This is a genomic window from uncultured Roseibium sp. (assembly GCF_947499295.1).
GTDB lineage: Bacteria > Pseudomonadota > Alphaproteobacteria > Rhizobiales > Stappiaceae > Roseibium.
Window position 1 is genome coordinate 192,463 of the sequence record NZ_CANMNP010000003.1, and the last position, 24,878, is coordinate 217,340.

Below are 24,878 nucleotides of genomic sequence, written 5' to 3' on the forward strand. Positions count from 1 at the left end.
CATCCCACTTAACGGAGGTTCGTGGTGGTGGAGTACATTTCGTCTGCGGCCTGGATGATCTGCGAATTCATCTCATAAGCGCGCTGGGCGGAGATCAGGTCGGCAATTTCTGTAACGGCGTCGACATTGGCCATCTCAAGAAAATATTGCTGAACGCTGCCGAAACCCTGATCGCCAGGATTTCCGTTCACTGCGGCGCCACTGGCGTCTGTTTCAAGGAACAGGTTGTCACCGATGGCTTCCAGACCGGCCTTGTTGACGAACCGCGCCAACTGAAGCTGACCAAGCTGAACCGTGTTGCCGCCCTGGTCGACACCTTGCACGACGCCTGTGTTGGAAATCGTGATGTCCTGAGTGTTTTCCGGAATTGTGATGCCGGGATTGATCGTATAGCCATCAACGGTTACCAGCTGCCCGTTTGCGTCCCGCTCAAATGAGCCGTCGCGCGAGAAGGCGGTCGTACCGTCCGGAAGATCGATCTGGAAGAAGCCTTCTCCGCGGATGGCGACGTCCAGTTCCTTGCTGGTCTGTTCGAGGGAACCCTGGGACATGATACGCGCAGTTGAGGCCAGTTTCACGCCGGACCCGATCTGAATGCCGGTCGGAACGATTGTGCCTGCTTCTGAAGTCTCCGTCCCCATGCGGCGAAGATTTTGGTAGAGAAGGTCCTGAAAGTCGGCCCTTTGTTTCTTGAAACCGGTCGTGCGCATGTTGGCGACGTTGTTCGAGATGACCTCGACGTTCAGTTCCTGGGCTTTCATGCCCGTTGCTGCAATATGGAGTGCTTTCATTGTTCTGCTTCCCTAAAGCGCGTCAGGCCTGAAATCTGCCGAGTGTGGAAATGGCTTGCTGTCGCAACTCATCGAGGTCTTTGACAACTTTTGAAGTCGCGTTGTAGGCGCGAGTAACTTCGACTAGGCGGGTCACCTCGGTAACGCCGTAGACATTGGAGCTCTCGAAAGCGCCCTGAACCATACGTGGCGCTAGAACAGGTTCCGGATCTTCACCCTTGAAAAGAGTGTCGCCGATTTTTTCCAGCTCACGCACATCTTCGAAATCAACGACGCGCATCTTGCCGCGGATGCCGAGTTCAGTTGCGATTGTTCCGTCTTTGGTGATCTGTACGCCGCCATCTTCGACGGAGAAGGTGATCGGACCGCCTTCGGTCATGACGGGCTCGCCGCCAGCAGTCACCAGTTGCCCTGTGTCGTCGAGATGGAATGTGCCGCTGCGCGTGTAGGCCTCTGTGCCATCAGGCATCTGCACGACGAAAAAGCCGTCGCTGTTCAAGGCAAGGTCAAAGTCGTTTCCAGTCGTCTTGATCGAGCCAGGTGTGAAATCGGTCCGTGTCGTGAACATATCGACGTAGGATATTGTCTGGTCCGCAGGCTCAAAGGCAGACCCTTCTGCGATCGGCATCAAGTATTCAGTGAAATGCAAGTTCTGCGACTTGAAGCCCGATGTGTTCAGGTTCGCCATGTTGTTGGCGATCACATCAAGATGATTCCGCAGGATCGATTGCCTTGATAAGGCGACTAATTGAGCGTTCTCCATTGTGAACGTATCCCTTCATGCTCCCCGATGAGCCGGCCAAATCTCCCCAGATCTGCGGGCTCGTTAAGGTTAATGCATGAGGCGTGCCAGTTTTTAAATCCTTGGGAAATCTGGGTAAAAGCTGAACGAGGCGGATGCGTGCGGCAAGAGATTCCGGCAGAAATTAACCGCTTGGCAATTTTTGCCCGGTGACTCGCGTTAATGGATTGGTAACCTTTCGTTAACCATTAACTCTTTAGTAATAATTAGACGCGCGCGTGACGCCCGCTGGAGCGGAGTTCCGGATGACTGATGAAAACGCCGCAGCCGAAGACGAAGGCGAGAACGGAGCTGAATCTGCCGGTGGCGGCAAGAAGAAGCTGTTTCTGTTTGGCGGAATAGGTCTGGTCGTTGTTTTGGCTGCGGGTGGTGCTGGATACTACTTCCTGATGGGAAGCAGCGCGCCAATGGTCATGTCAGGCGATCCGGAAGCGCCACAGGCCGTGCAAAAGCCGGTTGTCTTCTACGACCTTCCGGAAATGACAGTGAATTTGGCGACGGACGGGCGAACGACCTACCTGAAGGTCCGGATCGCTTTGGAAGTCGAGAATCGGGCAATGATCGATCAGATCCAGCCGTATCTGCCACGCATTCTGGATGCGTTTCAGATCTATCTGCGAGAGCTGCGCCCAGCGGACCTGGAAGGGTCTGCCGGTTTGTTTCGTCTGAAGGAAGAATTGCTCAGGCGGATCAATTTGTCGGTTTATCCGGCGAAGGTGGAAGGGGTACTGTTCAAGGAAATCCTTGTTCAGTGACAAATTGAATGGCTGATGTCGACGACGAAGACGATCTGTCCGAAGAGGACATGGCCGATGCCTGGGGTGCTGCCTTGGCGGAGCAGGGGGCAGGCGGTGATGATGATGAAGATCTCGCCGCAGCCTGGGGCGCCGCTCTAGAAGAGCAGGGTGCCGGCAGTTCCGATGACATGGCGGCCCAATGGGCCGCGATGATCGACGACAGCGAGCCTGATCTGGAAAACGCGACGCGCGGCGCCGACCGCGTGTTGAACCAGGAAGAAATCGACAACCTTCTCGGATTCAATATCGAGGACACGATTGCCGGCGACCAGAGCGGCATACGTGCGCTGATCAATTCGGCAATGGTCTCCTATGAGCGTCTGCCGATGCTGGAAATCGTGTTTGACCGCCTTGTGCGGCTGACCACGACCTCCCTGCGCAATTTCACCTCCGACAACGTGGAAGTTTCTCTCGATTCAATCAGTTCTGTCCGTTTTGGGGACTATCTCAATTCCATTCCGCTGCCTGCGATCCTTGGCGTATTCAAGGCTGAGGAATGGGACGGGTTCGGGCTGATTACCGTTGAATCGAGTCTGATTTACTCGATCATTGACGTCCTCCTTGGCGGCGGGCGCGGGACGTCGGCAGTGCGTGTCGAAGGGCGGCCTTATACCACAATCGAAACCGGCCTCGTCCAGCAGATGGTGGCACTGATCCTTCAGGACGCCGAGCAGGCTTTTGCTCCGCTGTCCCCGGTCCATTTCAATCTGGAGCGGCTTGAGACCAATCCGAGATTTGCGGCCATTTCCCGACCGGCCAATGCAGCGATCCTCGTGGAACTGCGCATCGATATGGAAGATCGCGGCGGTTCCGTCGAGATCATGATGCCATATGCAACTCTGGAGCCGATCCGCGACCTGCTGCTCCAGATGTTCATGGGCGAAAAGTTCGGCCGAGACCCGATCTGGGAAGGTCACCTTGCAACGGAAATCCATGCGGCAGAGGTCAACATCGATGCTGTTCTACATGAAACCTACCTCCCACTTGGCCGGGTGTTGAGCCTGGATGTCGGGCAAACGCTCGTTTTTGATGTCGAGCCGTCGGATTCTGTCACCATCAAATGCGGCAATATTCCCTTGACTGAAGGGACGCTTGGAAAAGTGGAGGACGCGATTGCAATCCGCGTCGCAAAGAATTTGCGCAAGCCGAAAATGACCCTGGCTGCTTTCGAGCGTGCCATGCAAAACGAAATGGACCAACAATGAGCACATTGCCACTCGGAATGATCATCGAAGGGCTGGTCGCGATACTTTTGCTGATCACGATCGGATATTGCTGGATGCTGAACCGCAGACTGCAGCGGCTGCGGGCCGATGAAGAAGTGCTCAGGGCAACCATTTCCGAACTCATGACGGCGACGGAAATAGCGGAACGGGCAATTCTTGGCCTGAAGACAACGGCGGCCGATGCAGACAAGAACCTTGGTAGCCGCCTGAAACAAGCTGAAACGATGTCCAGCGCCCTCGTTTCACAGATCGGTGAAGGAGAAAAGATCTTCACCAGGATCACCCAGATTGCCGAAGCTGCCCGCGCTGCAAGTCCTGGCCAGGCTATGGGGGGACGAGGCGAAGCCTATCCGGTTCGCACGCCAGGCGAACAAACGCAATATGGTGCGCCGGCACCAGGCTATCCTGATCCCTATCAGGCACCAATGGCACTGGCGGCCGAGCCGGAACGCCCCAGAAGCAGCCGAACATCCGACATCAGAAGCGCCGCGGCGGAAGCGACAGCGCGCCTTGAACAATTCCGCAAACGCAACGGTGCTGCTGCATGAACCTGAGATTGCTTCCATTGCTGGGGATCTCTGCAAGTGCGTTGCTCGCGCTCAAGCTTCTCGGGCTTGTCGCGGGACCTGAAAGCACAAGTCTTCCTATCAATGCTGCGGTTGCTCAGGAGACCGGAGGTGCCGAAGCTGAAAATGCCGGCGCCGATGGACCGGCGCTACCAGCGCCGCCGGGAGGGGGAGATCTACCTGACCAGCCTGTCTTGCCGGACAGTTTGGAAATCGGTGGTTCAGCTGCCGAACGGGCAGTTCTGGAAAGCCTGGGCAAGCGACGCGAGAATTTGCAGGAGCAGGAAGGCCAGCTTGATCTTCGCGAAAAACTTCTGCAGGCAACCGAAGAACGCATCCAGAATCGTCTTGATGAGCTCAAGAAGCTCGAGCAACGCATCGAAAAGACCGTCGGCAAGAAGAAGCAAAAGGAAAAGGATGAGATTGCCGACCTTGTGACCATGTATGAAAACATGAAGCCCAAGGATGCGGCGCGCATATTTAACCGGCTTAGCCTGCCCATTCTCATGAAGGTCGTTCAACAGATGAAGCCGCGGAAGATGGCGGCGATCCTGGCGAAGATGTCCCCGGAAGCTGCTGAAAAGCTGACTGTGGCGATCGCCAGCAATTCGACGAAAATGCCTGAGCCTGAGCAACAGATGCAGGCAAAGGCTCCACCGAGCGATACGCTTCCGAAAATACCGTCAAATTGAGCAGAAATGAGCGGATTTAAAAGGATCGCGTAAGAGCACGTTAAGGACAGCTCATTAACAATAGCGTGTTGGCGTCGTTTTAGGACAGGGCAACTTGCGGGTACCGTTCTTGACATTGCAGAAGAATGACGGATCTGTCGGCGTCGGCAGTGCGGGTGCTTTGGTGCGTCTTCTTCACGCTGTGCTCTTTTGCTTTTTGTTGCTTGCCGTCGCGCTCAGCACGACAGCCGAGGCCCAAACGCTCGAGCCGGTGGAGCTCGATTCCATTCAGGAAGAGCGCTACGGCCGGATCGTTCTGACTTTCAAGGACCGCACGCTGTTGCCGATCTACGATGCGGTGATAACGGGTGGCGTCCTCAGAATTTCATTTGAAGAGCCAATCGACATCAAAGTGGACGATGTGCCGCTTGATCTTGGCAACTACGTCACGATCGCCCGCCGGGACCCTGATGGCAGCGCGATCCGTTTTGCGCTCAAGAATCAATACCAGATCAACACTCTTGAAGCGGGTGAGAAGCTTTTTGTCGACATTCTGCCAATGGACTGGCAGGGGTTGCCTCCCGGACTTCCAGACGATGTGGTTCGAGAACTTGCCAAGCGTGCCGAAGCCGCAATGCGCAAGGTGCGCGCGCTTGAACAAGCCCGGCTGAAAGCCCAGGAAGGACCGGAAGTTACCTTGCACGTGGGGGAACATCCGACATTCACGCGTCTGGTCTTTGACTGGTCAATCAAGTTCGACACCGCTTTCGTGCGGGAAAACGATATCATCAAGCTGACCTTCAATCATCCGGCTCAACTCGACATTGCCCACTTGCGCGCTCATCTGCCGCAAGGTGTCATCGATGCGACCTCTTTTCTGGACAAGGGCAAACTCAAGTTTCTGATGCGCGTCGAGCCGTCGGTCGATATTCGTGCTTTCCGTGAGGAACAGACCTACGTGATCGACGTCACGCCTGAGAACATGCAGGTGAATGATCCGGCCAATGCACTGATCAACAAAGAGCTGTCGGTTGAAGACAATCAAAACCGCAAGAACATGATCAGCGCGCCCGGTCTGCGCGATACACGCGAAGTAGACGATCCACGGGGTCTGCCTCCAGCGCAAACGTCAAGCGCCAGTGGCGGGGTTTTGAAGGAATCGACGGCGGACGATTCACCAGCCTATACCGTTATGCCAATCGATCGCAGTAATAGCGGAGCGGCGGCGCCAGAGGCGGCGGCCCCACAGGCACAACAGTCTGATCAGGCCACGGTAGTATCACCGGAGGTGCTGTCTGGCGAAGAAACCGCCGTTGGTTCAAGCCTGCAGATCGCCATGGTGCCTCGCACGAAACCAAGCTTCGAGGAACCGTCACCGCCGCAATTGGCGGCGGAGGCGGGTCCGCCGGCAGGTGTCCGAACGGCTGAAACACAGATTGATCTCCTTCCACAAGTTGCCACAACGACCGCTCCGGCGGTCGAAACGCTTCCTGCGCCCGAAGTAGTAGCATCTGGCTTGCTTTCGACCGGAGATGCGCAAAGTGAAGATGACAACCTGATCACTGCGACTATTTCGGTTGCTGGAGAGACTGACAGCGCGCCCGCACCCATGGTGCTGGCACAGGCGGAGACTGTCCCTCAGACGCAAGAGGAAACACCGGCTGCAGGCGACGTTGTCCGCAAAGCGCCCATGTTGGACCTTTCCAAGCAAAAGCCCGGTCAGACGCAAGCTGCACCCGTAAGCAATGGCATTCCGACTTTGCAGCCGGTCGAGGCTGCCGTGCCGGACAGTCAGCCCGATGTGCCGGCTCCAAATGAAGCAGTTGAAGTGCGGGAGCAGCGCACATTTGGAGGCGGCGAGGTGCCTGCGGGCATACAGCTGCCTTCACGACCGGACAACGCGCCAGAGGTCTGGCGCGCCGAAGGTGGCCGCGACGCCAATGAAATGCCTTCGCCTGAAACGCCGCCCGCAAGTTTTGCGGCAGAGGCGCGCAAGATCGTGTCTGCCGAAGCGCGCCGGATCGGCAACACGGTTAGGGTTGTCTTTCCGTTTTCCGAACCAGTTTCCAGCGCGGTCTTTCGGCGTAACGACAGTATCTGGTTGGTGTTCGATACCGATGCCACCATCGATACACGCGGCATGGCCGCGGCGCTTGCCGAGACTGTGGACACCATCGCAGTCAAACACTTCGAAGACTATCAGATCCTCCGCCTTGACATGAACGACCCCGTTCTTGCGACCGTTGGCGCGGACGGCAACGCATGGTCTTTGGTTATCGGGGACATGATCCTGGAGCCTTCCCGGCCGCTGAAACTGGAGCGGACTGTGCGTGGTGATGGTGGTTCAGTGCTGCGCGTGCTCTATCAGGATCCCCAAAACATTCGTCAGGTTGTTGACCCGTTCGTAGGCGACAAGATTTCACTTGTCACCGGCTTCGGCCCCCCCCGGGGTCTGTTGAAACAACAGAGCTTTGTCGAACTTGATGCATTGAGTTCTGCTCAGGGCATCGCCATCGTCGGAAAATCCGACGAGCTGAAAATGAAAATTCTCGGTGACGATGTGATGATTGAGAAGGAAGGTGGTCTTTCTCTTTCCAGTCGGCATTTGCGCGGCGGCACCGGCGCTTTCAATTCCATCATTGCACCGGATGATAGTAACAATGTTGAGTTCGTTTCCTTAAGCACGGAAGGGCCGGGCGCTTACCGGTCAAGGTTGTTGGAGCTGCAGGCCAAGCTTGCGAGGTCTCCGGAAGGAAAACGCCGTAAACCGCTTATGGCATTGTCGCGTTTCTACCTGGCGCACCAGTTTGCACAAGAAGCGCTCGGGTTGATGAAGCTGGCATTGGAAGAAGAGCCTGCTCTTGCCGAAGACAGCTCGTTCAATCTGATGATGGGCGCTGCCCAGACGATGGCTGATCGCCCTCAAGAAGCCTATATGCACCTGAACCGGCCGGATCTGAAAAACAGCCCGGATGCTGCGGTCTGGCAGACTATTGTGGATGTCAAACTTGGCAAATGGACGCCGGCTCGGATCGCAATGCCGCGCGGTCGTGCGGTTGTCGGCAATTATCCCCCGGCGATACAGACCGAATTCAAGCTCGCGGCTGCGCAGGCGATGGTCGAGGTCAATGATTTCGGCCTTGCCAACGGTATTCTGGCGGAGATCGAACCGAGTGAAGTCACACAGGCACAAGCCGCGCGCTATGACATCTTGCGCGGCCGGGTTGCTGACGCTTCGGGCCGGTCCCAGGAAGCGCTTACAGTGTTTGATCTTGTCACTCGCTCTGATGACCGCCCCCGGTCAGCGGAGGCTGAATACCGGGCTCTGAGGATCCGGTACCGCGACGGCGAAATAGACAACAATGAAACGATCGATCGGCTTGCCAGCCTCGCCACTTCCTGGCGTGGGGATGAAATCGAACTCAAGACGCTCCGTTTCCTTTCACAGCTTTATGCGGAACGGGGACAATATCGAGAAGCCTTTGAGGCAATGAAATCGGCTGTTCAGGCAGAGCCCGACTCCGACACAACACGCCTGCTGCAAGAGGAAATGAACGGCCTTTTCAATTCGCTTTTCCTTGACGGGAAAGCAGATGAAATGCAGCCCGTTAAAGCACTGGCTCTTTATTACGACTTCCGCGAAATGACACCGATCGGGCGTCAAGGCGACGAGATGGTACGCCTGTTGGCCAAAAGGCTTGTCGAAGTGGATTTGCTTAATCAGGCAACGGAACTCCTGCGCCATCAGGTTGATAACCGCCTTAAGGGAGCCGCACGTGCGCAAATTGCGGCAGACCTCGCGGCGATCTACCTGATGGACCGGAAAGCCGACGAAGCGCTTCGGGTCTTGAACAGGACCCGGCAAGCAAGTCTTCCGTCGACGCTGGAGCGGCAACGCAACATTGTCGAGGCGAGGGCGCTCACCGAAAACGGCCGCCCCGATCTTGCATTGGAATTGGTCCGCAACATGCGCGGGTCCGATGTCGACCGGTTGCGCGCTGATACATTCTGGGCAGCAGAAAGCTGGAGAGATGCGGGTGAACAGCTGGAGGCGATGCACGGTTCACGCTGGTCGGACAATATTCCGCTGGACGAACTTGAACGCCGCGACATCCTGCGCGCCGGTATTGCCTACTCACTTGCCGGCGACCAGTTGAGTTTGGAGCGCCTGCAGACGAAATACATGAAGAAGATGGCAGACAGCCAGGAAGCAATGGCATTTGAGGTCGTGACCCGTCCGGTCGAGACACAAGGTGTGGAGTTCCTGGAAGTGGCCAATGCTCTGGCAGATGTCGATTCTCTTGAAACCTTCCTCAAAGAGTATCGCCGCCAGTACATGTCGCCGGACAGCAACAGGGGACAGGCCGCTGCCGGTCCCGAGGCCGAAGAAGCTGCTGGCTGATAAGCGCATGGTCTTGCGATCATCAATCTAACCAGAGCCGGGCCGGATGGTCAGTGCGCACCGTGGGCGCACGTCACAGGTTCTCTCAGGATCTGAAAGGATTTTTAGTTGGCAGCGCGTTGCAATTGCGGTGCGACATGGGTCTGGCGCGGACTTTTGAGTTCCGCCTTATATCGCATTACCAGTTCAGGAATGGATCGGCTGCTGCGGTCCAACCAGCCACATCTTGCTTTCAGGAAATCACGATAGGTTTTGTCGTCGATACCTGTCTGCAGCATCAGCCTCAGGATCGCGCCGTCCGCGTCCGACTTCAGAGTGTCTGCCACGACATCATCGGCCAGATTGATCTTGCGGCTGATCAGCCAGATTGCAGCATCCATGCGGTCCTGCTCGAACAAGGTTCGCAGGATTGCGTCAAAGGACAGTTCGCCGTTGGCAATCTGGATGCTGGCTTCATGCCTGGAATATTGCAGTCCATCCAGTTCGATGTCGCCTTCGCGTTCCGGATCGTCGATCCTGGACGCCAGTCGTTTCAGTTCGCCTGACTCCAGCGCCTTTTTGAGAGGCGCTGGGATGAGTGGGCAGTTGGTCTCCAGAATATGCATCTGGGTTTCCAGAAAATCTTCGTCCTTGATCGCGCGCTTTGCGATACCTGCAAGGACTTCCGCCTCCGTGTTGGCGAAAATGAGCAGTGCCAGCGTTCCCCGTACGGAGAAGGGCGCATCCAGATTTTCAAGCAGTGCATTGACCACGTTGCGGCTGCTGCGCGCAATCAGCGTGTCGGTGATTTCTTCGCTGAGGTCCTGACGGCGTGCAACGGAAAGTCGTTTGTTGTTTCCGCCCGATTTCGCGATTTGCATCAACTCTCCCTGACTGATCATGGGCGAGCATTCAATGACGGGCTCAGACAGTTCGTAGTCTTCTTTTGCCAATCGATCCGCAAGATCTGGAATGATGCGATCCGTCTTGGCAAGCCGAACGACAAGTTCGTAGCGTGCTGAGCGATCCAACTGTTCAAAAACGGACAGAACGATCCGGGAAAACAGCTCACGCTCCGTTTCCGAGGGGTCGTGATCCTCGGAGCGGGCATATTCGCCAACGAGCGTTCTTATGAGCTTTGATCTTGCTTCCGGCTCTCGTATCCGGGCAAGTTGCTCAAGTTGTTCCTGTATCACCAAAATTCCAATTGACTACACGGGCGGAACAGCCCGAAGATTTGGAATAATAGTTACATTACTATGTTAATTTTCTTCTACTTTTAACGTTTGCCGTCTGCGACTGGATTTATGAAAACCAGGCACTCTAAAAAAAGACGCTATCCGGCTCCGAAACTCTTCACCAGTGAGCCTGCCACCAGGTTCCAGCCGTCAACCAGAACAAAGAAAATCAGCTTGAAGGGCAGCGAGATAACGACCGGAGGCAACATCATCATGCCCATTGACATGAGTACTGAGGCGATAACGAGATCGATGATGAGAAACGGAAGATAGAGCAGGAAGCCGATCTCAAATGCCCTGCGCAACTCCGAGATCATGAAGGCCGGAATGAGCGTCGCCATCGCAAGATCCTCCGGGCTTTCAGGAGCATCCCGACCTGAGAGTTCCTGAAACAGGGCAAGGTCCTTTTCACGGACCTGCGAAAGCATGAAATCCCGGAAGGGTTCCGACGCACGCTCATACGCCTGGTCAAACTCGATGTCACCATCGATCATGGGCTGAACGCCGGCATCGTAGGCGGCCTGCAATGTCGGCATCATGATGAACGCTGACAGGAAGATCGCCAGGCTGACCATCACCATGTTGGGAGGCGCTGTCTGCAGGCCAATTGCCGACCGCAGCAGCGACAGAACAACGACAATTCGGGTAAAGCTCGTGACCATCACCAGAATGGACGGTGCAAGCGACAGAATGGTCAGCAATATGACCAGCTGAACGGCGCGCTCTGTCAGTGTCGCATCTTCGCCGAACCCGACAGAAATCTCCTGTGCAGCTGCGGGAAACGCGAGCATCGCCAAAAGCACGGCGGTCAACGTCGTGACCAAAGACCACCGGTTCCACCGCATCGTGCGACTGAGTCCTGCCATCAATTCGGCTGTCCGCCCAATTCGTCGAGAATCTTGGCCATCTCGTCTTCGATCGGATTTTTGTCGCCAAGTCCTTGCGTGGGTTTTGGTGCCGGTCTTACAGGTGCGACGGCAGGGCCGCTCGCCGGCTCTTTCGGTTCCTTGATCGCCCGTAGCGTGTCCAAGCCCTGAGACTGTTCCTGAGGCTGTTCGTCACTCTTTGCCTCGACGACCGGTTCAATCAGGTCATCCATCTCGAGTTTGATGTCGTGCGACTGTGCCGCTTCGCCCGTCGTCTCACCAGGTGTCGGGTCTGTCGAATTCTCTGCAGTCGTTGCTTCCGCAGTTACCGCCGGAGGTTCATCGGTTTTCTGTGCGGGCTCTTGATCCTTGTTTTGGACCGCATCCGATGACATCTCGACGGCTTGTTCCGTGTTGTTTTCGACAAGATCGGCGAGGAGCGCTGCTTCGGTGACCTGGCTGCCTTCATCTGCCGCCAAGGAAACTTCCGGCGTATCTTCTGAGCTTTGTGTGTGTGCAGTGATAGATGGAGCTTTGCTTCCCGGTTCCTCAAACTTGACCGCGATTTCGGGCATCACCGATGCTTCGGTTGTCACATCGGTTCTGACTTGCGGTTCGACCGGCTTGACCAACGCCGTCTTCGCACGTGCAGCCGGACCAGATGCTGGCGGTGTAATTGACTGTGTGCCGTAGGACGGCCGGTCTTTTGGCGAAAACGGGCGCGCCAGTGTCTTGAAGGTCGTCGGGGCCTTCTCGGCTGCAGGCGCGGATTGTTTCGGGACTTCAAGCTTGACTTCAGGAGCCTGGGTGGGAGCTGCCGGTGTCTCTGGTTCTCCAGCCAACGTCTCGTCTACAGGTGGCTTTGACCGAGAAAAGCCGTTTTGCGTTGCTGCCTTGAGCAGATCAGCCGCGTGGTTCTTTTCTGAAGCGGGTTCCGGACGGGGTGCTGAGGGGCGTCGCTGGGTCGAAAGGGATGGCGCCGGCGATGCGGCCATCGGTTTGCTTTCTAAGGGGGCCGCCGGAGCCTTGCTTTCATTGACGCTGGCCGACTTTGAAACCTGCGATGAGACTGCCGGCGTTGGAAGAGGCGTTCTCGTCTGAGGCGGTGCTGCAGGAACCGGGTCCGTGTCGGGCATCAGTTCGTCGGGCCTTGCCGGTATATCGGGCCCAGGCGCGCTTGGGCCTTTGACCTGCCCGTTTCCACCGTGGGCGGGATAACCGGCTGACCTGCCGCTCGGCAGGGGGCTGTTGCGGACGATATTTTGTTCAACAACAACATCGCTGGGGCCGCCGACCAACAACAGGTGTTCGATATTGTCTCTTCGGATAAGGATCAGGCGACGACGCGCGTCCACGCTTGCACTGTCCATGACGGCGATCCTGGGTTGCCGGTTCCGGTTTTGCGGGGCTCGCGCACCCATCAGTCGTTTCAAGATGAAAATGAAGAGACTGAACAGCAGCAAAACGACTGCGAGAGCCAAAACGACGGCAATTGCCTGGGTGACGCCTCCGCTCACGTTAAAAGTCGACTCAATCCAATTGTACATTTGACCCTCGTGCCGCCCCGCCAGCGGGATGATTGCGATTTCCGGATATTTGGTGTTGCTGTCTCAATTGAGGAAAATCGGTCCTTATCCCCAGTAATTAGGCTTCCGGCATTCGGACTTGGCTGTCGCATCAAGTCGCTTGGTTTTCTGACGTTTCCAGTGACCTGCCATTCACGCCCGCCGCCTGCAATTCTTCGTATCCGGTTGCTGATCCCTCGCGAATCTCTCTAGGACTCAAAGTTAACAGAACCAGGCAATTTTTGCCTGTTGGGGGTGTCTCCGATTTCGCGAAATGCAAAGGAAATTGAGCTCTTCCACTGGTTTTTGAGGGGTTTCAGGCAGTTAGGGTAGTGGCTTGTTAACTTTTCATTAACCAATTGAAAGGCAATCATTGCCTACTAGGTTAACGAATGGTGAATGCCATGACTATGACGGATCTGCCGCTGTTTCAGGCGCTCAAATCAAAGATGCGATGGCACCAGACCCGTCAGTGGGTCCTGGCGGAAAACATCGCGAATGCAGACACACCTGGCTTTGGTGCCGGCGACGTCAAACCCTTTTCGTTTTCGGATCACATCGGCCGGGAGACCTTCGGTCTGGCAACGTCAACGACAAAGGTCGGGCATATTTCAACAAGCATATCCGGGGTTGCGTCTGCCAAGATCGTGAAAGACGAAGGATTTGAAGTCACTCCGAGCGGTAACAACGTCAATCTGGAAGAGCAAATGATGAAGCTCACGGAAAACCAGATGGACTATCAGGCGGCCACAACGCTTTACACAAAGAGCCTTGGTCTGATCCGTACCGCATTGTCGAAAAGCGTTTGAACTAGAGGACCGTTGAGATGGACCTGATCAAATCCCTGTTCGTTTCCGCAAGCGGGCTGAAAGCCCAAAGCGGGCGCATGCGGATCATTTCGGAAAATATTGCCAACGCGAATTCGACTGCGCGAACGCCGGACGAAGAGCCTTACCGGCGCAAGGTTCCAACTTTCAAAAGCCAGTTTGACAAGGAACTGGGGGCAAAAACCGTCGAACTTGGCAAGGTGGAGGAGGATACGTCCGACTTCAAATCGACCTTTATGCCTGGGCACCCGGCAGCCGACCAGAATGGTTATGTGCTTCAGCCGAACGTGAACACGTTGATCGAGACGACCGATATGCGCGAAGCACAGCGGTCCTATGAGGCCAACCTCAACGTGATCGACACCACTCGCAAGATGCTGCAACGGACCATCGATATTCTGAAAGCCTAACGGTTTCAGGGGCTGACAAGGGGAAGGAACCCATCAAATGTCTACCGCGTCAATTGCCAACAATGCTTATCAAATGGCTGCGAAGCTGCAGCAGCAGGCACGCGCAGTGGAGGACACGGCACCTCAGCAGACGAACATGGTCGATTTCGGCCAGATGGTGAAAGAGGCGGTGGAAACCGTCGTCGACAAGGGGCAAGCGGCCGACAGTCAGGCGCTCAACATGATTGAAGGCAAGGCGGATGTCGTCGATGTGGTGACGGCAGTTGCTGAAACCGAAATTGCCCTGGAATCAATGGTTGCCGTTCGCGACCGCGTCATTTCAGCTTACGAAGAAATCATGAGGATGCCGATCTGACCGAATTTTCTCAAAGGATGCGCCATGACCGGAGGTGAAGTTCTCGACATCGCCCGGGAAGGTGTGTGGACTATGATCCTTGTGGCGGCTCCGGCCATGGTTGTCGGGCTGCTTGTCGGTGTGGTGATCGCGCTTTTCCAGGCTCTTACGCAGATCCAGGAAATGACTTTGGTTTTCGTGCCAAAAATTCTTGCGATTTTTGTAACGATCCTCGTCACCTTGCCCTTCATGAGCCAGTTGCTTCAAGCCTTCATGAGCCGCGTCACCGAGATGATCCTGAATACCGGCTAGGACACCAGGGTCTATGACGATACAGCTTGATTTCCTACCCGATATGGCCGCCGCATTCATGCTTATGTTTGCGCGGCTCGGAACGATGGTCATGCTGCTTCCAGCACTTGGTGAAACGACAATACCGACCCGCTTTCGTCTGACGATCGCACTGGCGCTCACCCTGGTTCTTTATCCGATAGGGGCACCGCTTTATCCGGCCAACCTGACGGCGAATGCCCCGCAATTGCTGACGCTTCTTGGAGGCGAACTTGCAATCGGGTTCGGCATCGGTCTTTGTGCCAAATTGATTACGTCAGCTCTTCAGACCGCAGGTGTGATCATCGCCAACCAGTCAGGTCTGGCCTTTGCTCTAGGGTCCGATCTTGCCAATGACGGGCAACAAGGTGCGCTTTACGGAAACTTCATGTCACTTCTCGGCATAACCATGGTTTTCGTTACAGACACCCACTATCTGGTGATTGCGGCCCTGCATGACAGTTTTTCCGTGTTTCCACCCGGAACCGCGCCGCCCGTCGGTGATTTTGCAGCAAATGCCACGGAAACCGTCGCGCATGTTTTTTCCATTGCCGCGCGCATGAGTGCGCCGTTTCTGGTTGTGGGTCTGGTGTTCTATTTCGGCCTCGGGCTTTTGAACAAGCTGATGCCGCAGATGCAGATCTTCTTTATCGCCATGCCCGTGAATATCGCGATTGGCATGTTTCTTCTCATGGCGCTGATTGCGACGCTGATGATGTTCTATCTGGAACACTTTCAGGAATCGCTCGGCAAGTTCATCGTGGGGTAGTGCCTTCAGATGGCTGACAATACCGACGACTCGGAGAAGACTGAGGACCCCACGCAAAAGCGCTTAAGGGATGCGCATCAAAAGGGGGACGTACCGAAATCGCAAGAAGTAAGCACCTGGTTCACGCTGGCCGGGGCGACGCTGATGATTGCGATTTTTGCACCGGGAACCGCAGTTTCGCTTGGGGAATTGCTCAAGGGTTATATCGAACACGCTCATCAGATCCCTATGGATGGGTATGCGCTGAAGGTCCTGTGGCGGGACACCGGACAATCGGTTGCCTTGATTGTCGGTTTGCCGTTGATTGCACTCGTTCTGATGGCTGTCGCCGGAAATCTGGTGCAGCACCAGCCCCTTTTCACGGTTGAGACCATCAAGCCGAAATTGTCGAAGATCTCGCCGGCCTCCGGGTTTAAACGTCTGTTTTCGCTGGATAGTCTTGTGAACTTCGCCAAGGGCATGGCGAAGATCTGCCTTGTCGGGGCGATCATGGTGGTGGTGTTATGGCCGCATCGGGACGAAGCTGACATCATCATATTTGCTGAGACATCCATCATTTTGCCAGAGGTGAGGGTGTTGGTCCTGCAGCTGCTGGCTGCGATCCTTGCCTTGATGACGGTCGTCGCGGCCGCCGATTTCGCCTACCAGAAGAACAAATGGTTCAACAAACAGAAGATGTCGCTGCGCGAGGTCAAGGAAGAGTTCAAGCAGACCGAAGGTGATCCGCAGGTCAAAGGCAAGATCCGCCAGTTGCGCATGGAACGTTCGCGCAAACGCATGATGGCTGCGGTTCCACAGGCCACTGTTGTGGTTACCAACCCGACCCACTTTGCCGTGGCGCTCAAATATGAAGATGGCATGGGAGCGCCGCTTTGCCTGGCCAAGGGAACCGATGCAGTTGCGCTAAAAATGCGAGAAATTGCCAAGGAGAACGAGGTTCCGGTTGTTGAGAACCCGCCACTGGCCCGGGCGCTTTACGCAACCGTCGACATCGATCATGAAGTGCCTGAGGAGCACTACAAGGCGGTGGCGGAAGTCATTGGCTTCGTCTTCCGCATGCGCAAACGTGCGTCTTGGCGCGCAAATTAAGCCTTCGTTTCACGATCATCTGTCAAAGAGTGCGCAAACAGGTGAATTTCAACAGGTACAGGCTTCATATCAGTTGAAATTAGCTAGTAAGCACAGAATGCTTAAGAGCGGCCCTTTTTAGAAACGAATCGGGCCTGGGAGACACGATGCATGAGTGACATGGACGGAGCGCCAAGCGGGCCGATGATCAGCCGGCCCGAGCGATCCGGGAATATCGGCCTGCTGATAGGGTTGGCCCTTTTGCTCGTCGGAGCGGCAGCAGCCTTTGCGGTCATGGACCGTGAAGTGGCGCAGCCGTTTATTCTCGCGCTGCTTGGTATTCTTGCCGTTGTCGGTGTCTTCTGCCTCTTTGCTGGCGCTATCGGCTTTCTGCGCCTGTCTGCGCGGCCAGGGGAATCCAATCCACTTGCTTCTGCCTTTGTCGATACGCTTGAAGACGGAGCTTTGATCACGGATGTCGAGGGCCGGCTTGTCTATGCCAACAAATCCTATGCGGATCTGACAGGTGCTGAAACGTCTGCCGATATCAAGGTCGTGGAGCGGGTGTTCTCATCTGATCCGGATGCTGCTGATGCGATATTCCGTCTGTCGCAAGCCATGCGTGATGAGCGCAAGGCCCAAGAAGAGATCCGCATGCCGTTTCCTCTCGGCCGTGCAGAGGGGACAGCCCGTTGGTACAGGGTTTCAATCCGTCCGTTGCAGGTTTCCAAGGATCGCGGCGGTGGCAAACCGATGGCAGTCTGGCAGATTGCCGACATTACGCGAGACAGGGCGGAGCAGGAAAATTCCTTTCAGGAACTTCAGCGGGTTATCAATTTTCTGGACCATGCGCCGGCTGGGTTCTTTTCCTGCGATGCAAACGGTCGCATCGTCTACCTGAACGCGACACTGGCTGACTGGCTTGGTTACGATCTTGCCCAGTTCGATGCAGGTGATCTGGATCTCTCAAGCATCGTTCGCGGAGATGGTACCGAACTGATCCGGTCCATCAAGGGGCAGGCGGGTGAGGTCAAGAGCGAGACCTTTGACCTTGACTTCGTTGCTCGAAATGGACGCGGTCTACCGGTTCGCCTGTTGCACCGGGTCCCGTTTGGCGAGAACGGACAGCCTGGGGACAGCCGTACTTTGGTGCTCAACCGTTCGCGCGGAGAGGAAGTTTCCGAAGCTCTGCGGGCAGCGGAGGTCCGGTTTGCAAGGTTCTTCAACAACACCCCAATGGCGATTGCCTCGCTCGACAAGGAAGGCCGTGTGCTGCGCACCAACGCCCCCTTCCTGAAGCTGTTCGGTGCCGTCGATACGGGGGACGAAGCTCCCAAACTGGAAGCCTATGTCGCCGACAGTGGCCGGGAAGACCTTTCCAAAGCCCTGACCGCTGCAGCTCATGGCATCGGTGAAATCGCGCCGGTCGACATTGCGCTTGTCGAAGGCAACGATCCTCGCTCGGCAACCTTCTATGTTTCTGCTGTTCAGGAAGGTGAGGGAGACGGCGAGGCTGCGATTATCTATGCGCTCGAGACGACGCAGCAACGTGCGTTGGAGGCTCAGTTTGCGCAGAGCCAGAAGATGCAGGCGATTGGCCAGCTGGCTGGAGGTGTCGCCCACGACTTCAACAATGTTCTGACCGCTATTATCGGCTTCTCCGATCTTCTTCTGGCCAGCCACAGGCCAACCGATCCGTCCTTCCAGGACATCATGAACATCAAACAGAATGCCAACAGAGCTGCCGGCCTGGTTCGTCAGCTTCTGGCCTTCTCGCGACGCCAGACATTGCGGCCTCAGCAGCTTGAACTCAATGACGTTCTGGCGGATCTGTCGATCCTGCTCGATCGCCTGCTTGGTGAGAAAGTTGAGCTGAAGGTGATCCATGGCCGAGACCTGTGGCCGGTTATGGCTGACCTGAACCAGCTGGAACAGGTGATTGTCAATCTGGCCGTGAACGCCGGTGACGCCATGGCTGACGGTGGCCGCCTGACCATCCGCACCCGCAACGTGGAAGAGGCGGAAAGCACTCAGTTCGAAAATACCCGTGGTATGCCACCTGGTGAATATACGCTGGTTGAAGTGGACGACACCGGCCACGGCATGCCGCCCGACGTGATGGAAAAAATCTTCGATCCCTTCTTCTCCACCAAGGAAGTCGGCAAGGGAACGGGGCTTGGGCTGTCCACCGTATATGGTATCGTCAAGCAGACCGGCGGCTTCATTTTCTGTACGTCTGAAGTGGATGAAGGCACCACATTCCGGCTGTTTCTTCCACGCCATATTCCTCAGTTTGTTGAAGAGAAAAAGCCGGAGCCGAAGGAAAGCGCACCGGAAAAGGTCGCAGATCTCACCGGGTCCGCGTCCATTCTTCTGGTTGAAGACGAGGAAGCTGTCCGCGCATTCGGCGCACGCGCGCTGGCGTCACGCGGGTATACTGTCTACGAAGCTGGATCCGGCAATGAAGCGCTTGAGGTCATGGAAGAGACAGACGGTGAGATCGATCTCGTGGTTTCCGATGTCGTGATGCCGGAGATGGACGGGCCAACGCTCCTTGTGGAACTGCGCAAGACCCGCCCGGATCTGAAGATCATTTTTGTCTCCGGCTACGCCGAAGATGCGTTTGAAGAAAACCTTCCACCAGGTGAAAAGTTCTTCTTCCTGCCGAAGCCGTTCACACTCAAGCAGCTTGCCACCACCGTAAAGGACGTCCTGAACGGTTAGCGGACGTCTCCCAATGATCCATGTCACAATGCGAGAGGGCTTGCCCCGCTGAGACGCGGCATGCAAACTTCGGTTTCAGAAAAACAGACCTGGGAGCGGTCAGCGCTATGGAACTACCTGAATTCATAAAGAAATTTCCGGCGTTGGATATTCCGTTTCCCGATGACGTGGTTACGTCTCATGCCATTCGCTCGGAAGCCGGGCTGGTGGTCTTCTTTGATTTCGTGAAAGACATGGTGCTGCCGCCGCATTCTCATCTTGCACAGTGGGGAACGGTGCTCAGCGGAGAGATCGAATTTACAATAGCCGGCGAAACCAGGACGCTTGGTCCGGGAGCGATTTACGACATCCCGAGCGGTGCAGAACATGGCGCAGTGATCAAGGCGGGGACCAAGGTCATCGACGTGTTTGAAGAACCGGACAGGTATCCCGTCAGGACGAGATAGATCAAATCACGCAAATTGGCGCGTGGACATCAATCTCGTCAGGTCTCTTCTGCAAGTTCACGCTCCAACCGCGTTTCAGTTGCGCCCGGTGCATCGGTGAAACCTGCTATGATCCGATAGACTGCCGGTGTTAGAAACAGTGTGAAAATGGTCGCAAGACCAAGGCCTCCGACAACAACCCAGCCGACGGCTATTCTTGCTTCTGCTCCAGCGCCGGTTGCAAGCACAAGAGGTATACTGCCTGCCACCGTTGAGGCCATGGTCATCAACACAGGCTGAAGGCGAATGCTCATGGCATTTCGGATTGCTTCGTCAACCGATTGGCCCTTTTGCCTGAGCTGGTTGGCAAACTCGACGATCAGAATTCCGTTCTTGGCCATGATGCCGACCAGAATAACCAGACCAATCTGGCTAAAATAATTCAGACTGCCTCCCGTAAAGAGAATAGCAAGCAGCGCCGTTCCAAGTCCGCAAGGGACCGTTATCAGGATGATCAGTGCGCTGCTAAAACTTTCAAACTGGGCGGACAAAACCAGAAATACGACCAGCAAAGCCGCAGCGAAAACCAGCAAAGTTGTTGCTTCACCGTCGTCCAGCGTGGCAGCTTCACCCAAGAATATGAGGCGGCCTTCGGTCCCAAGAATGTCGGGAGCAATTTGCTTCAGCCGTTCGACAGCCGTGCCGAGGTCAACGTCCCTGCCGAGATTGGCCTGTGCGGAAACAGCACGTTCACGTTCCTCGCGGCTCAACGATGCAGAAGAGGCCGAGACCGAAAGGGTGGCAACGGTCGAAATAGGCAGGAATTGTCCATTGCTGGCGCGCAGAAAAGTGTTTTCCAGATCGCTCTGATCGTTGATCGGGCGACCACCGGCTTCCAGCTGAATGTCAATTCCTTCATTGTCGAAGAAGACCTCGGCCACTTGATCGCCTTCAATGACCGTGTTCAGCGTTTCGACGACGTCGCGTGGTGCGATCCCCAGATTTGCCGCCTGGACCCTGTCAATCTCCAGGAGGAGCTGCGGCTGATTTACTTCGTTGACAAGTTGCGGGTTTGAGAAGGTTGGGTCCGATTGCATCTCTTCGATCAATGTCTCGGTCAGACCACCCAATACGTTGAAGTCTTTGCCTACGACGGCAAACTGGACACCACTGCCGGCGCCCCGGATGCCAAGGCTGTTCGGACTGCGTAGTGCAATAATCGCACCTGGAATCCGGCTCACCAGGGGGCGAATTTCAGCCGCAATTTGCTGTTGGGTTCGACTGCGGTCCTCCCATTGTGCGAGACGAACGAAGACAAGTGCGAAATTTGTCGAACGCAATCCGATCAGAGATTGAACTGCCAAAGCTTCGCCGCTCTCGACATAGGGTTCCAATATCTTTTCGACCGTGGCCACCTGTTCGCTGGTGTACTCCAGGCTGGCGGAAGTCGGTGTGCGCAGCGATATCATGATCGTGCCGCGATCCTCGGAAGGGGTAATTTCCTGTGGCAACAGACCGTAGAGCGCAAGTGAGGAGGCGGCAAAGATAAGAGAGACGGCCAGTATCAGGAAACGCAACCTCAAGATCAGGGCAATAAGTCTCTCAAAACCTGACATGAAGAAAGAGGCATTTCCCTGAGAAACATCTGACTGATGCCTTTGGTTTCGCTCTTCTTTTCCTGGATCGAGAAAGGCGCATAGTGCTGGGCTTAATGTGAGCGCCACAAAAGAGGAAAGCGCGACGGCGAAGGCCAGAACAAAGCCGAATTCGCCAAAGATGCCCCCCGCCTGACCTGGTAAAAATGATATCGGAATGAACACCGCTGCAAGCGTTGCTGTTGTTGAGATGACCGCAAAGAACACCTCACGGGTGCCGACGGCAGCCGCCGCAAAGGGGCCCAGGCCTTCCCTCCTTTTGCGAACGATATTTTCAAGAACGACAATAGCGTCATCGACGACCATGCCTGTCGCCAGCACGAGCGCCAGCAGCGTTATCGTGTTGACCGAAAAGCCGGCGGCCCAGATGGCCGAAACTGTCCCGATCAAAGCAATGGGAACCGCCACGGCAGGTACGACAACAGCACGCAACGACCGAAGAAACAGGAAAATAACCGCAACGACAATGACAATCGCGAGGGCAATACTTGAAACAACACCGAAGATCGACCGTTCGACGAAGACGCCATCGTCAGAGACAATGATGAGATTTGCCCCATCGGGCAAATCTTCCTGAAGCGTCGCAACGGCTTTTCTTGCGGCAGTCGATATCGTCAACGTGTTCGCGTGGGATTGTCGAACGACATTTATCCCGACACCCGGTTGCCCGTTGATGCGCGTCATGACGGTCGGGTCATCAGATGTCAGTTGCACAAAGGCGACGTCACCGACAACCGTTTCGCGGTTCAAGCGAATATTGGAAATGGCTTCTTCGGTTGTTGCTGAAGCAACGGAGCGAACGATCAGTGCCTGAGTACTCGTTTCCAGCGCGCCAAGAGGAATGTCGAGATTGGCGCTGGCAAGAGCCGACCTCATATCCGCCAACGAGATTCCACGGCTCGCCAGGGCAACCGGAGAAAAAGTCACCCGCATGATGCGGTCATAGTCGCCGGCTATCTGCACTTCTGCTACGCCGTCAATTGCCAAAAGCCGATCTGAGACGATGCCTTCGGCTAGCGACGCCAAGTCAGTCAGCGGCAACGAGCCGCTCAAAGCCAACCGAAGAATTGGGTCGGCATCCGCATCGCTCTTTTGAACAGTCGGTTCATCAAGATCGTCCGGCAGGTTTCGCAGAGCTCTTGAGACCAGGTCGCGAGCATCATTGGCGGCATCGGTAATATCGGTGCTGGTACTGAGTTCAAGCGTCAGTCTGGAACTTCCATAGCTCGATGTCGCCGATATGTTCACCAACCCCTCAAGGCGCGCCAAAGCGTCTTCCAGCACGCGTGTGACTTCCGCATCAACGGTCTCGGCCGCGGCCCCAGGATAGCTGGCACTTACGGAAATGACGGGTTGCGAGACATTCGGCAGTTCACGGATTTCGACCCCGTTCAGGGCGGCAGCTCCTGCGATGATCACCAGGAGATTGACCACCAACGCTAAAACCGGCCGCCCGACAAATACCGCTGCGATGCCCAGTTTCTGCTGTCCTGATGCCCTAAGTGCATCGTTAGCCATCTGAAGGTTCCTGGGTCTTGGTCTCAATGTCCAATGCAAGTGTCGCGCCCTGGCTGACCTTGAATGCACCGTCCTTGATAACAATGTCGCCGGCCGACAAATCCGCTTCCACCCAGACGTTGTCACCAAGCCGGTTGCGCAGGACGACAGCGACATTTTCTGGTGTGTTGTCCTGGTTCAATCGCCACACATAAGCACCATTCTGGTTCCAGAGAATCGAGACCGCTGGCACCATTGGCTGTGGTGTATCGGAACTGGCAAGGCTGACGCTGAATGTCATCCCGGGGAGTAGAAGATTTTCAGGATTTTGGACCTCTGCCCGCACACGTACAGTGCGAAACTCTTCATCGATTGAACTGTCAAACGCCACAATGGTTCCATTGAAAACACGGCCCTGCAGCGCCGGTGTCGTCAGGCGAACGGCTACTCCGGTCTGAATTTGCGATATAGATGTTTCCGGGACGGTAAATTCAACGAGTAGACTGCTTGAATCAACCAGAGTTACAATTTCCGCTCCCTGAGGCAGATAACTGCCAACTGTCAGATCGTTGAGGTTGATGCGGCCAGCGAATGGGGCCCTGATAATGCGTCGATCGTATTCATATTGCGCTTCGGCGACCTGGGCCTGAGCGAGCGTAAGCGAGGCGCGAGCTTCATCCAGCTGGGCCTGGGAAACAGCACTGCTGTTTTGAGAGGCTAAAGTCTCAAATCGAGCAAAGGAAGCATTCTGTTTTTCCAATTCCGCCGTGGCACTCCCAAGAAGAATTTCCTGAGTTTTGCGCTCAAGAGTGACAATCGGATCGCCGGTCTCCACATCAGTGTTCGGCTGAACGTGAATTTTCTCAACCGTTCCGGCAACGTCGGCAATAACGTGAATTGACCTGATTGCTTTGCCTGTCCCAATGGATTGAATTCGGGTGCGAGGTGGCGTCAGGCGAACTTCGGCGGTCGTTACAGATACGGCATTCGCCGGAAAGGCATCTCGGGTTGCTTCGGGGGCAATTGTGACCGTGGAAGGTGATGATGTTGTTTCAAAAGGATTGAATAAAGAAACAAAATACCCGAGCCCGAATGCAATACCCAATGCCAGGATCAAGCTTGTCCAATGGTTCATATGTGTCTTTCAGCCTGATCGCTATCAAGGAAGCATGATAGGAGCCAAACACAATTCTCGTTGGGACTGCAAGGATAACTTAGGCTGTCTAAGACTATCGAGGGCAAATAAGGTTCAGGTGTGTAGGTGAGCTCAAATATCTCTTTGACCCTTGAAAAAAGATAGTCGGTTACTCCCAGGGCGCGAAATTCTTTTCTGATGAAAGTTCGTTGAACCGGTCCTTCAGGGTCGTCATAAATTGAGTCCGGTCTCCGGTCCAAGTAATTGGTTCCCCGACGAAAATGTCACAGAAGAAGGGAACCAGAAGAAAGGACCCTTTCGGCAAAGCCTTGCCCAGGCCATGCGTGAAAACAGGAACGGTCGGTGCATCCGGAAAGCGTTCCGCCAGATAGGAGACGCCCTTTTTCAGGTCCGTCATCAGTTCCGGTTCGCCGCGTGATCCCTCGGGAAAGAGCACGAGAACCTTGCCTTGTGAAAGTGCGTCGTAGCAGCCCTTTAGCGGATCGTTCGATTTGTTGGCACCGCCTCGCTCAACGGGAATGATGCCCAATATGTTTTTGGACAGCCAAGCCTTGAGGGGAGAGGAAAAGAAATAGTCTGCCGCTGCGACCGGTTTGATGTCCTGCAGCCTCGACAAGGGCATCAGTGCCATCAACACCATCGTATCCAGGTGGCTGTTGTGGTTAGCCACCACTATGGCCGGGCCGGTCGAGGGCAGCAGCTCTTTGCGCCGGACATTCAGTCCGAGAAGGAACAGCACGACAATCTTGATGACTATGTAAAAGGCTTTCTGGAGCATCA

The 24,878-nt window shown here is 55.5% G+C and carries 21 protein-coding genes; 13 read left to right on the forward strand and 8 right to left on the reverse strand.

What is annotated here, in order from left to right; genetic code table 11:
- Positions 1-8: 8 nt before the first annotated feature.
- Positions 9-791: a flagellar basal-body rod protein FlgG gene (flgG, locus tag Q0835_RS07415; RefSeq protein ID WP_298819470.1), complete on the reverse strand. Its 783-nt coding sequence runs from the start codon at positions 789-791 to the stop codon at positions 9-11.
- 22 nt (positions 792-813) lie between these two features.
- Positions 814-1,554 (reverse strand): flagellar basal-body rod protein FlgF, encoded by a 741-nt coding sequence (flgF, locus tag Q0835_RS07420; protein WP_298959814.1) that lies wholly within the window; start codon positions 1,552-1,554, stop codon positions 814-816.
- Positions 1,555-1,838: 284 nt separating this feature from the next.
- On the opposite strand from flgF, the gene Q0835_RS07425 reads away from it, so the two are divergent.
- The 5 genes from Q0835_RS07425 to Q0835_RS07445 all read left to right on the forward strand — a co-directional run bounded on the left by Q0835_RS07425 (position 1,839) and on the right by Q0835_RS07445 (position 9,255).
- The gene (locus tag Q0835_RS07425) at positions 1,839-2,348 is read left to right on the forward strand and encodes a flagellar basal body-associated FliL family protein (RefSeq protein ID WP_298819474.1); all 510 of its coding nucleotides are present in this window, start codon (positions 1,839-1,841) and stop codon (positions 2,346-2,348) included.
- Between the two features lie 50 nt (positions 2,349-2,398).
- A complete protein-coding gene (gene fliM / locus Q0835_RS07430) occupies positions 2,399-3,595 on the forward strand; it encodes a flagellar motor switch protein FliM (RefSeq protein ID WP_298819515.1) in 1,197 nt (398 codons plus the stop codon).
- Positions 3,592-4,164: a DUF6468 domain-containing protein gene (locus Q0835_RS07435; protein WP_298959817.1), complete on the forward strand. Its 573-nt coding sequence runs from the start codon at positions 3,592-3,594 to the stop codon at positions 4,162-4,164. The genes fliM and Q0835_RS07435 overlap by 4 nt, the downstream gene beginning before the upstream one ends.
- Positions 4,161-4,874: a hypothetical protein gene (locus Q0835_RS07440; protein ID WP_298819478.1), complete on the forward strand. Its 714-nt coding sequence runs from the start codon at positions 4,161-4,163 to the stop codon at positions 4,872-4,874. Before Q0835_RS07435 ends, Q0835_RS07440 begins: the two co-directional genes overlap by 4 nt.
- Positions 4,875-4,983: 109 nt before the next feature.
- Positions 4,984-9,255 carry a hypothetical protein gene (locus tag Q0835_RS07445; RefSeq protein WP_298959820.1) on the forward strand — a complete coding sequence of 1,424 codons (4,272 nt, stop codon included), beginning with the start codon at positions 4,984-4,986 and terminating at the stop codon, positions 9,253-9,255.
- A gap of 104 nt (positions 9,256-9,359) precedes the next feature.
- Here Q0835_RS07445 and Q0835_RS07450 read toward each other — a convergent pair whose 3' ends face one another.
- The 3 genes from Q0835_RS07450 to Q0835_RS07460 all read right to left on the reverse strand — a co-directional run bounded on the left by Q0835_RS07450 (position 9,360) and on the right by Q0835_RS07460 (position 12,885).
- Positions 9,360-10,430 (reverse strand): DUF2336 domain-containing protein, encoded by a 1,071-nt coding sequence (locus Q0835_RS07450; RefSeq protein WP_298959823.1) that lies wholly within the window; start codon positions 10,428-10,430, stop codon positions 9,360-9,362.
- 140 nt (positions 10,431-10,570) lie between these two features.
- Positions 10,571-11,263, reverse strand: a complete 693-nt coding sequence (gene fliP / locus Q0835_RS07455) for a flagellar type III secretion system pore protein FliP (protein WP_298819517.1) — start codon at positions 11,261-11,263, stop codon at positions 10,571-10,573.
- Positions 11,264-11,337: 74 nt separating this feature from the next.
- On the reverse strand, positions 11,338-12,885 hold the full coding sequence (locus Q0835_RS07460) for a flagellar biosynthetic protein FliO (protein ID WP_298959826.1): 1,548 nt from the start codon (positions 12,883-12,885) through the stop codon (positions 11,338-11,340).
- A 422-nt stretch (positions 12,886-13,307) separates the two neighbouring features.
- Here Q0835_RS07460 and flgB point away from each other — a divergent pair, with 422 nt between their 5' ends.
- From flgB to Q0835_RS07500, 8 genes are all read left to right on the forward strand, one after another.
- On the forward strand, positions 13,308-13,712 hold the full coding sequence (flgB, locus tag Q0835_RS07465; protein ID WP_298959829.1) for a flagellar basal body rod protein FlgB: 405 nt from the start codon (positions 13,308-13,310) through the stop codon (positions 13,710-13,712).
- 17 nt (positions 13,713-13,729) lie between these two features.
- Positions 13,730-14,140 (forward strand): flagellar basal body rod protein FlgC, encoded by a 411-nt coding sequence (gene flgC, locus Q0835_RS07470; RefSeq protein WP_298819490.1) that lies wholly within the window; start codon positions 13,730-13,732, stop codon positions 14,138-14,140.
- Positions 14,141-14,177: 37 nt separating this feature from the next.
- Entirely contained in the window at positions 14,178-14,495 is a 318-nt protein-coding gene (locus Q0835_RS07475; protein ID WP_298819493.1) for a flagellar hook-basal body complex protein FliE, read from the forward strand.
- A gap of 24 nt (positions 14,496-14,519) precedes the next feature.
- A complete protein-coding gene (gene fliQ / locus Q0835_RS07480; protein WP_298819495.1) occupies positions 14,520-14,786 on the forward strand; it encodes a flagellar biosynthesis protein FliQ in 267 nt (88 codons plus the stop codon).
- 13 nt (positions 14,787-14,799) lie between these two features.
- Positions 14,800-15,573 (forward strand): flagellar biosynthetic protein FliR, encoded by a 774-nt coding sequence (gene fliR / locus Q0835_RS07485; protein WP_298819497.1) that lies wholly within the window; start codon positions 14,800-14,802, stop codon positions 15,571-15,573.
- Between the two features lie 9 nt (positions 15,574-15,582).
- Complete coding sequence (flhB, locus tag Q0835_RS07490) at positions 15,583-16,662, forward strand: flagellar biosynthesis protein FlhB (protein ID WP_298819499.1); 1,080 nt, start codon at positions 15,583-15,585, stop codon at positions 16,660-16,662.
- 150 nt (positions 16,663-16,812) lie between these two features.
- The gene (gene cckA, locus Q0835_RS07495; protein WP_298819501.1) at positions 16,813-19,365 is read left to right on the forward strand and encodes a cell cycle histidine kinase CckA; all 2,553 of its coding nucleotides are present in this window, start codon (positions 16,813-16,815) and stop codon (positions 19,363-19,365) included.
- A 107-nt stretch (positions 19,366-19,472) separates the two neighbouring features.
- On the forward strand, positions 19,473-19,811 hold the full coding sequence (locus tag Q0835_RS07500; RefSeq protein WP_298959830.1) for a cupin domain-containing protein: 339 nt from the start codon (positions 19,473-19,475) through the stop codon (positions 19,809-19,811).
- A 38-nt stretch (positions 19,812-19,849) separates the two neighbouring features.
- Here the strand turns inward: Q0835_RS07500 and Q0835_RS07505 are convergent, their stop codons facing one another.
- The 3 genes from Q0835_RS07505 to Q0835_RS07515 all read right to left on the reverse strand — a co-directional run bounded on the left by Q0835_RS07505 (position 19,850) and on the right by Q0835_RS07515 (position 24,876).
- A complete protein-coding gene (locus Q0835_RS07505) occupies positions 19,850-22,963 on the reverse strand; it encodes an efflux RND transporter permease subunit (protein ID WP_298959833.1) in 3,114 nt (1,037 codons plus the stop codon).
- On the reverse strand, positions 22,956-24,077 hold the full coding sequence (locus Q0835_RS07510; RefSeq protein WP_298822444.1) for an efflux RND transporter periplasmic adaptor subunit: 1,122 nt from the start codon (positions 24,075-24,077) through the stop codon (positions 22,956-22,958). Before Q0835_RS07510 ends, Q0835_RS07505 begins: the two co-directional genes overlap by 8 nt.
- 169 nt (positions 24,078-24,246) lie before the next feature.
- Positions 24,247-24,876: a lysophospholipid acyltransferase family protein gene (locus Q0835_RS07515; RefSeq protein ID WP_298959836.1), complete on the reverse strand. Its 630-nt coding sequence runs from the start codon at positions 24,874-24,876 to the stop codon at positions 24,247-24,249.
- Between the last annotated feature and the right edge of the window lie 2 nt (positions 24,877-24,878).

Coding starts and splice junctions, on each gene's coding strand:
- Q0835_RS07460 (WP_298959826.1), bottom strand. CDS start 12,885: ATGTACAATTGGATTGAGTCGACTTTTAACGTGAGCGGAGGCGTCACC.
- fliP (WP_298819517.1), bottom strand. CDS start 11,263: ATGCTCGCGTTTCCCGCAGCTGCACAGGAGATTTCTGTCGGGTTCGGC.
- fliM (WP_298819515.1), top strand. CDS start 2,399: ATGGCCGATGCCTGGGGTGCTGCCTTGGCGGAGCAGGGGGCAGGCGGT.
- flgB (WP_298959829.1), top strand. CDS start 13,308: ATGACTATGACGGATCTGCCGCTGTTTCAGGCGCTCAAATCAAAGATG.
- cckA (WP_298819501.1), top strand. CDS start 16,813: ATGAGTGACATGGACGGAGCGCCAAGCGGGCCGATGATCAGCCGGCCC.
- flgC (WP_298819490.1), top strand. CDS start 13,730: ATGGACCTGATCAAATCCCTGTTCGTTTCCGCAAGCGGGCTGAAAGCC.
- Q0835_RS07510 (WP_298822444.1), bottom strand. CDS start 24,077: ATGAACCATTGGACAAGCTTGATCCTGGCATTGGGTATTGCATTCGGG.
- Q0835_RS07500 (WP_298959830.1), top strand. CDS start 19,473: ATGGAACTACCTGAATTCATAAAGAAATTTCCGGCGTTGGATATTCCG.
- flgG (WP_298819470.1), bottom strand. CDS start 791: ATGAAAGCACTCCATATTGCAGCAACGGGCATGAAAGCCCAGGAACTG.
- fliR (WP_298819497.1), top strand. CDS start 14,800: ATGACGATACAGCTTGATTTCCTACCCGATATGGCCGCCGCATTCATG.
- Q0835_RS07425 (WP_298819474.1), top strand. CDS start 1,839: ATGACTGATGAAAACGCCGCAGCCGAAGACGAAGGCGAGAACGGAGCT.
- Q0835_RS07515 (WP_298959836.1), bottom strand. CDS start 24,876: ATGCTCCAGAAAGCCTTTTACATAGTCATCAAGATTGTCGTGCTGTTC.
- Q0835_RS07440 (WP_298819478.1), top strand. CDS start 4,161: ATGAACCTGAGATTGCTTCCATTGCTGGGGATCTCTGCAAGTGCGTTG.
- flgF (WP_298959814.1), bottom strand. CDS start 1,554: ATGGAGAACGCTCAATTAGTCGCCTTATCAAGGCAATCGATCCTGCGG.
- Q0835_RS07435 (WP_298959817.1), top strand. CDS start 3,592: ATGAGCACATTGCCACTCGGAATGATCATCGAAGGGCTGGTCGCGATA.
- Q0835_RS07505 (WP_298959833.1), bottom strand. CDS start 22,963: ATGGCTAACGATGCACTTAGGGCATCAGGACAGCAGAAACTGGGCATC.
- fliQ (WP_298819495.1), top strand. CDS start 14,520: ATGACCGGAGGTGAAGTTCTCGACATCGCCCGGGAAGGTGTGTGGACT.
- flhB (WP_298819499.1), top strand. CDS start 15,583: ATGGCTGACAATACCGACGACTCGGAGAAGACTGAGGACCCCACGCAA.
- Q0835_RS07475 (WP_298819493.1), top strand. CDS start 14,178: ATGTCTACCGCGTCAATTGCCAACAATGCTTATCAAATGGCTGCGAAG.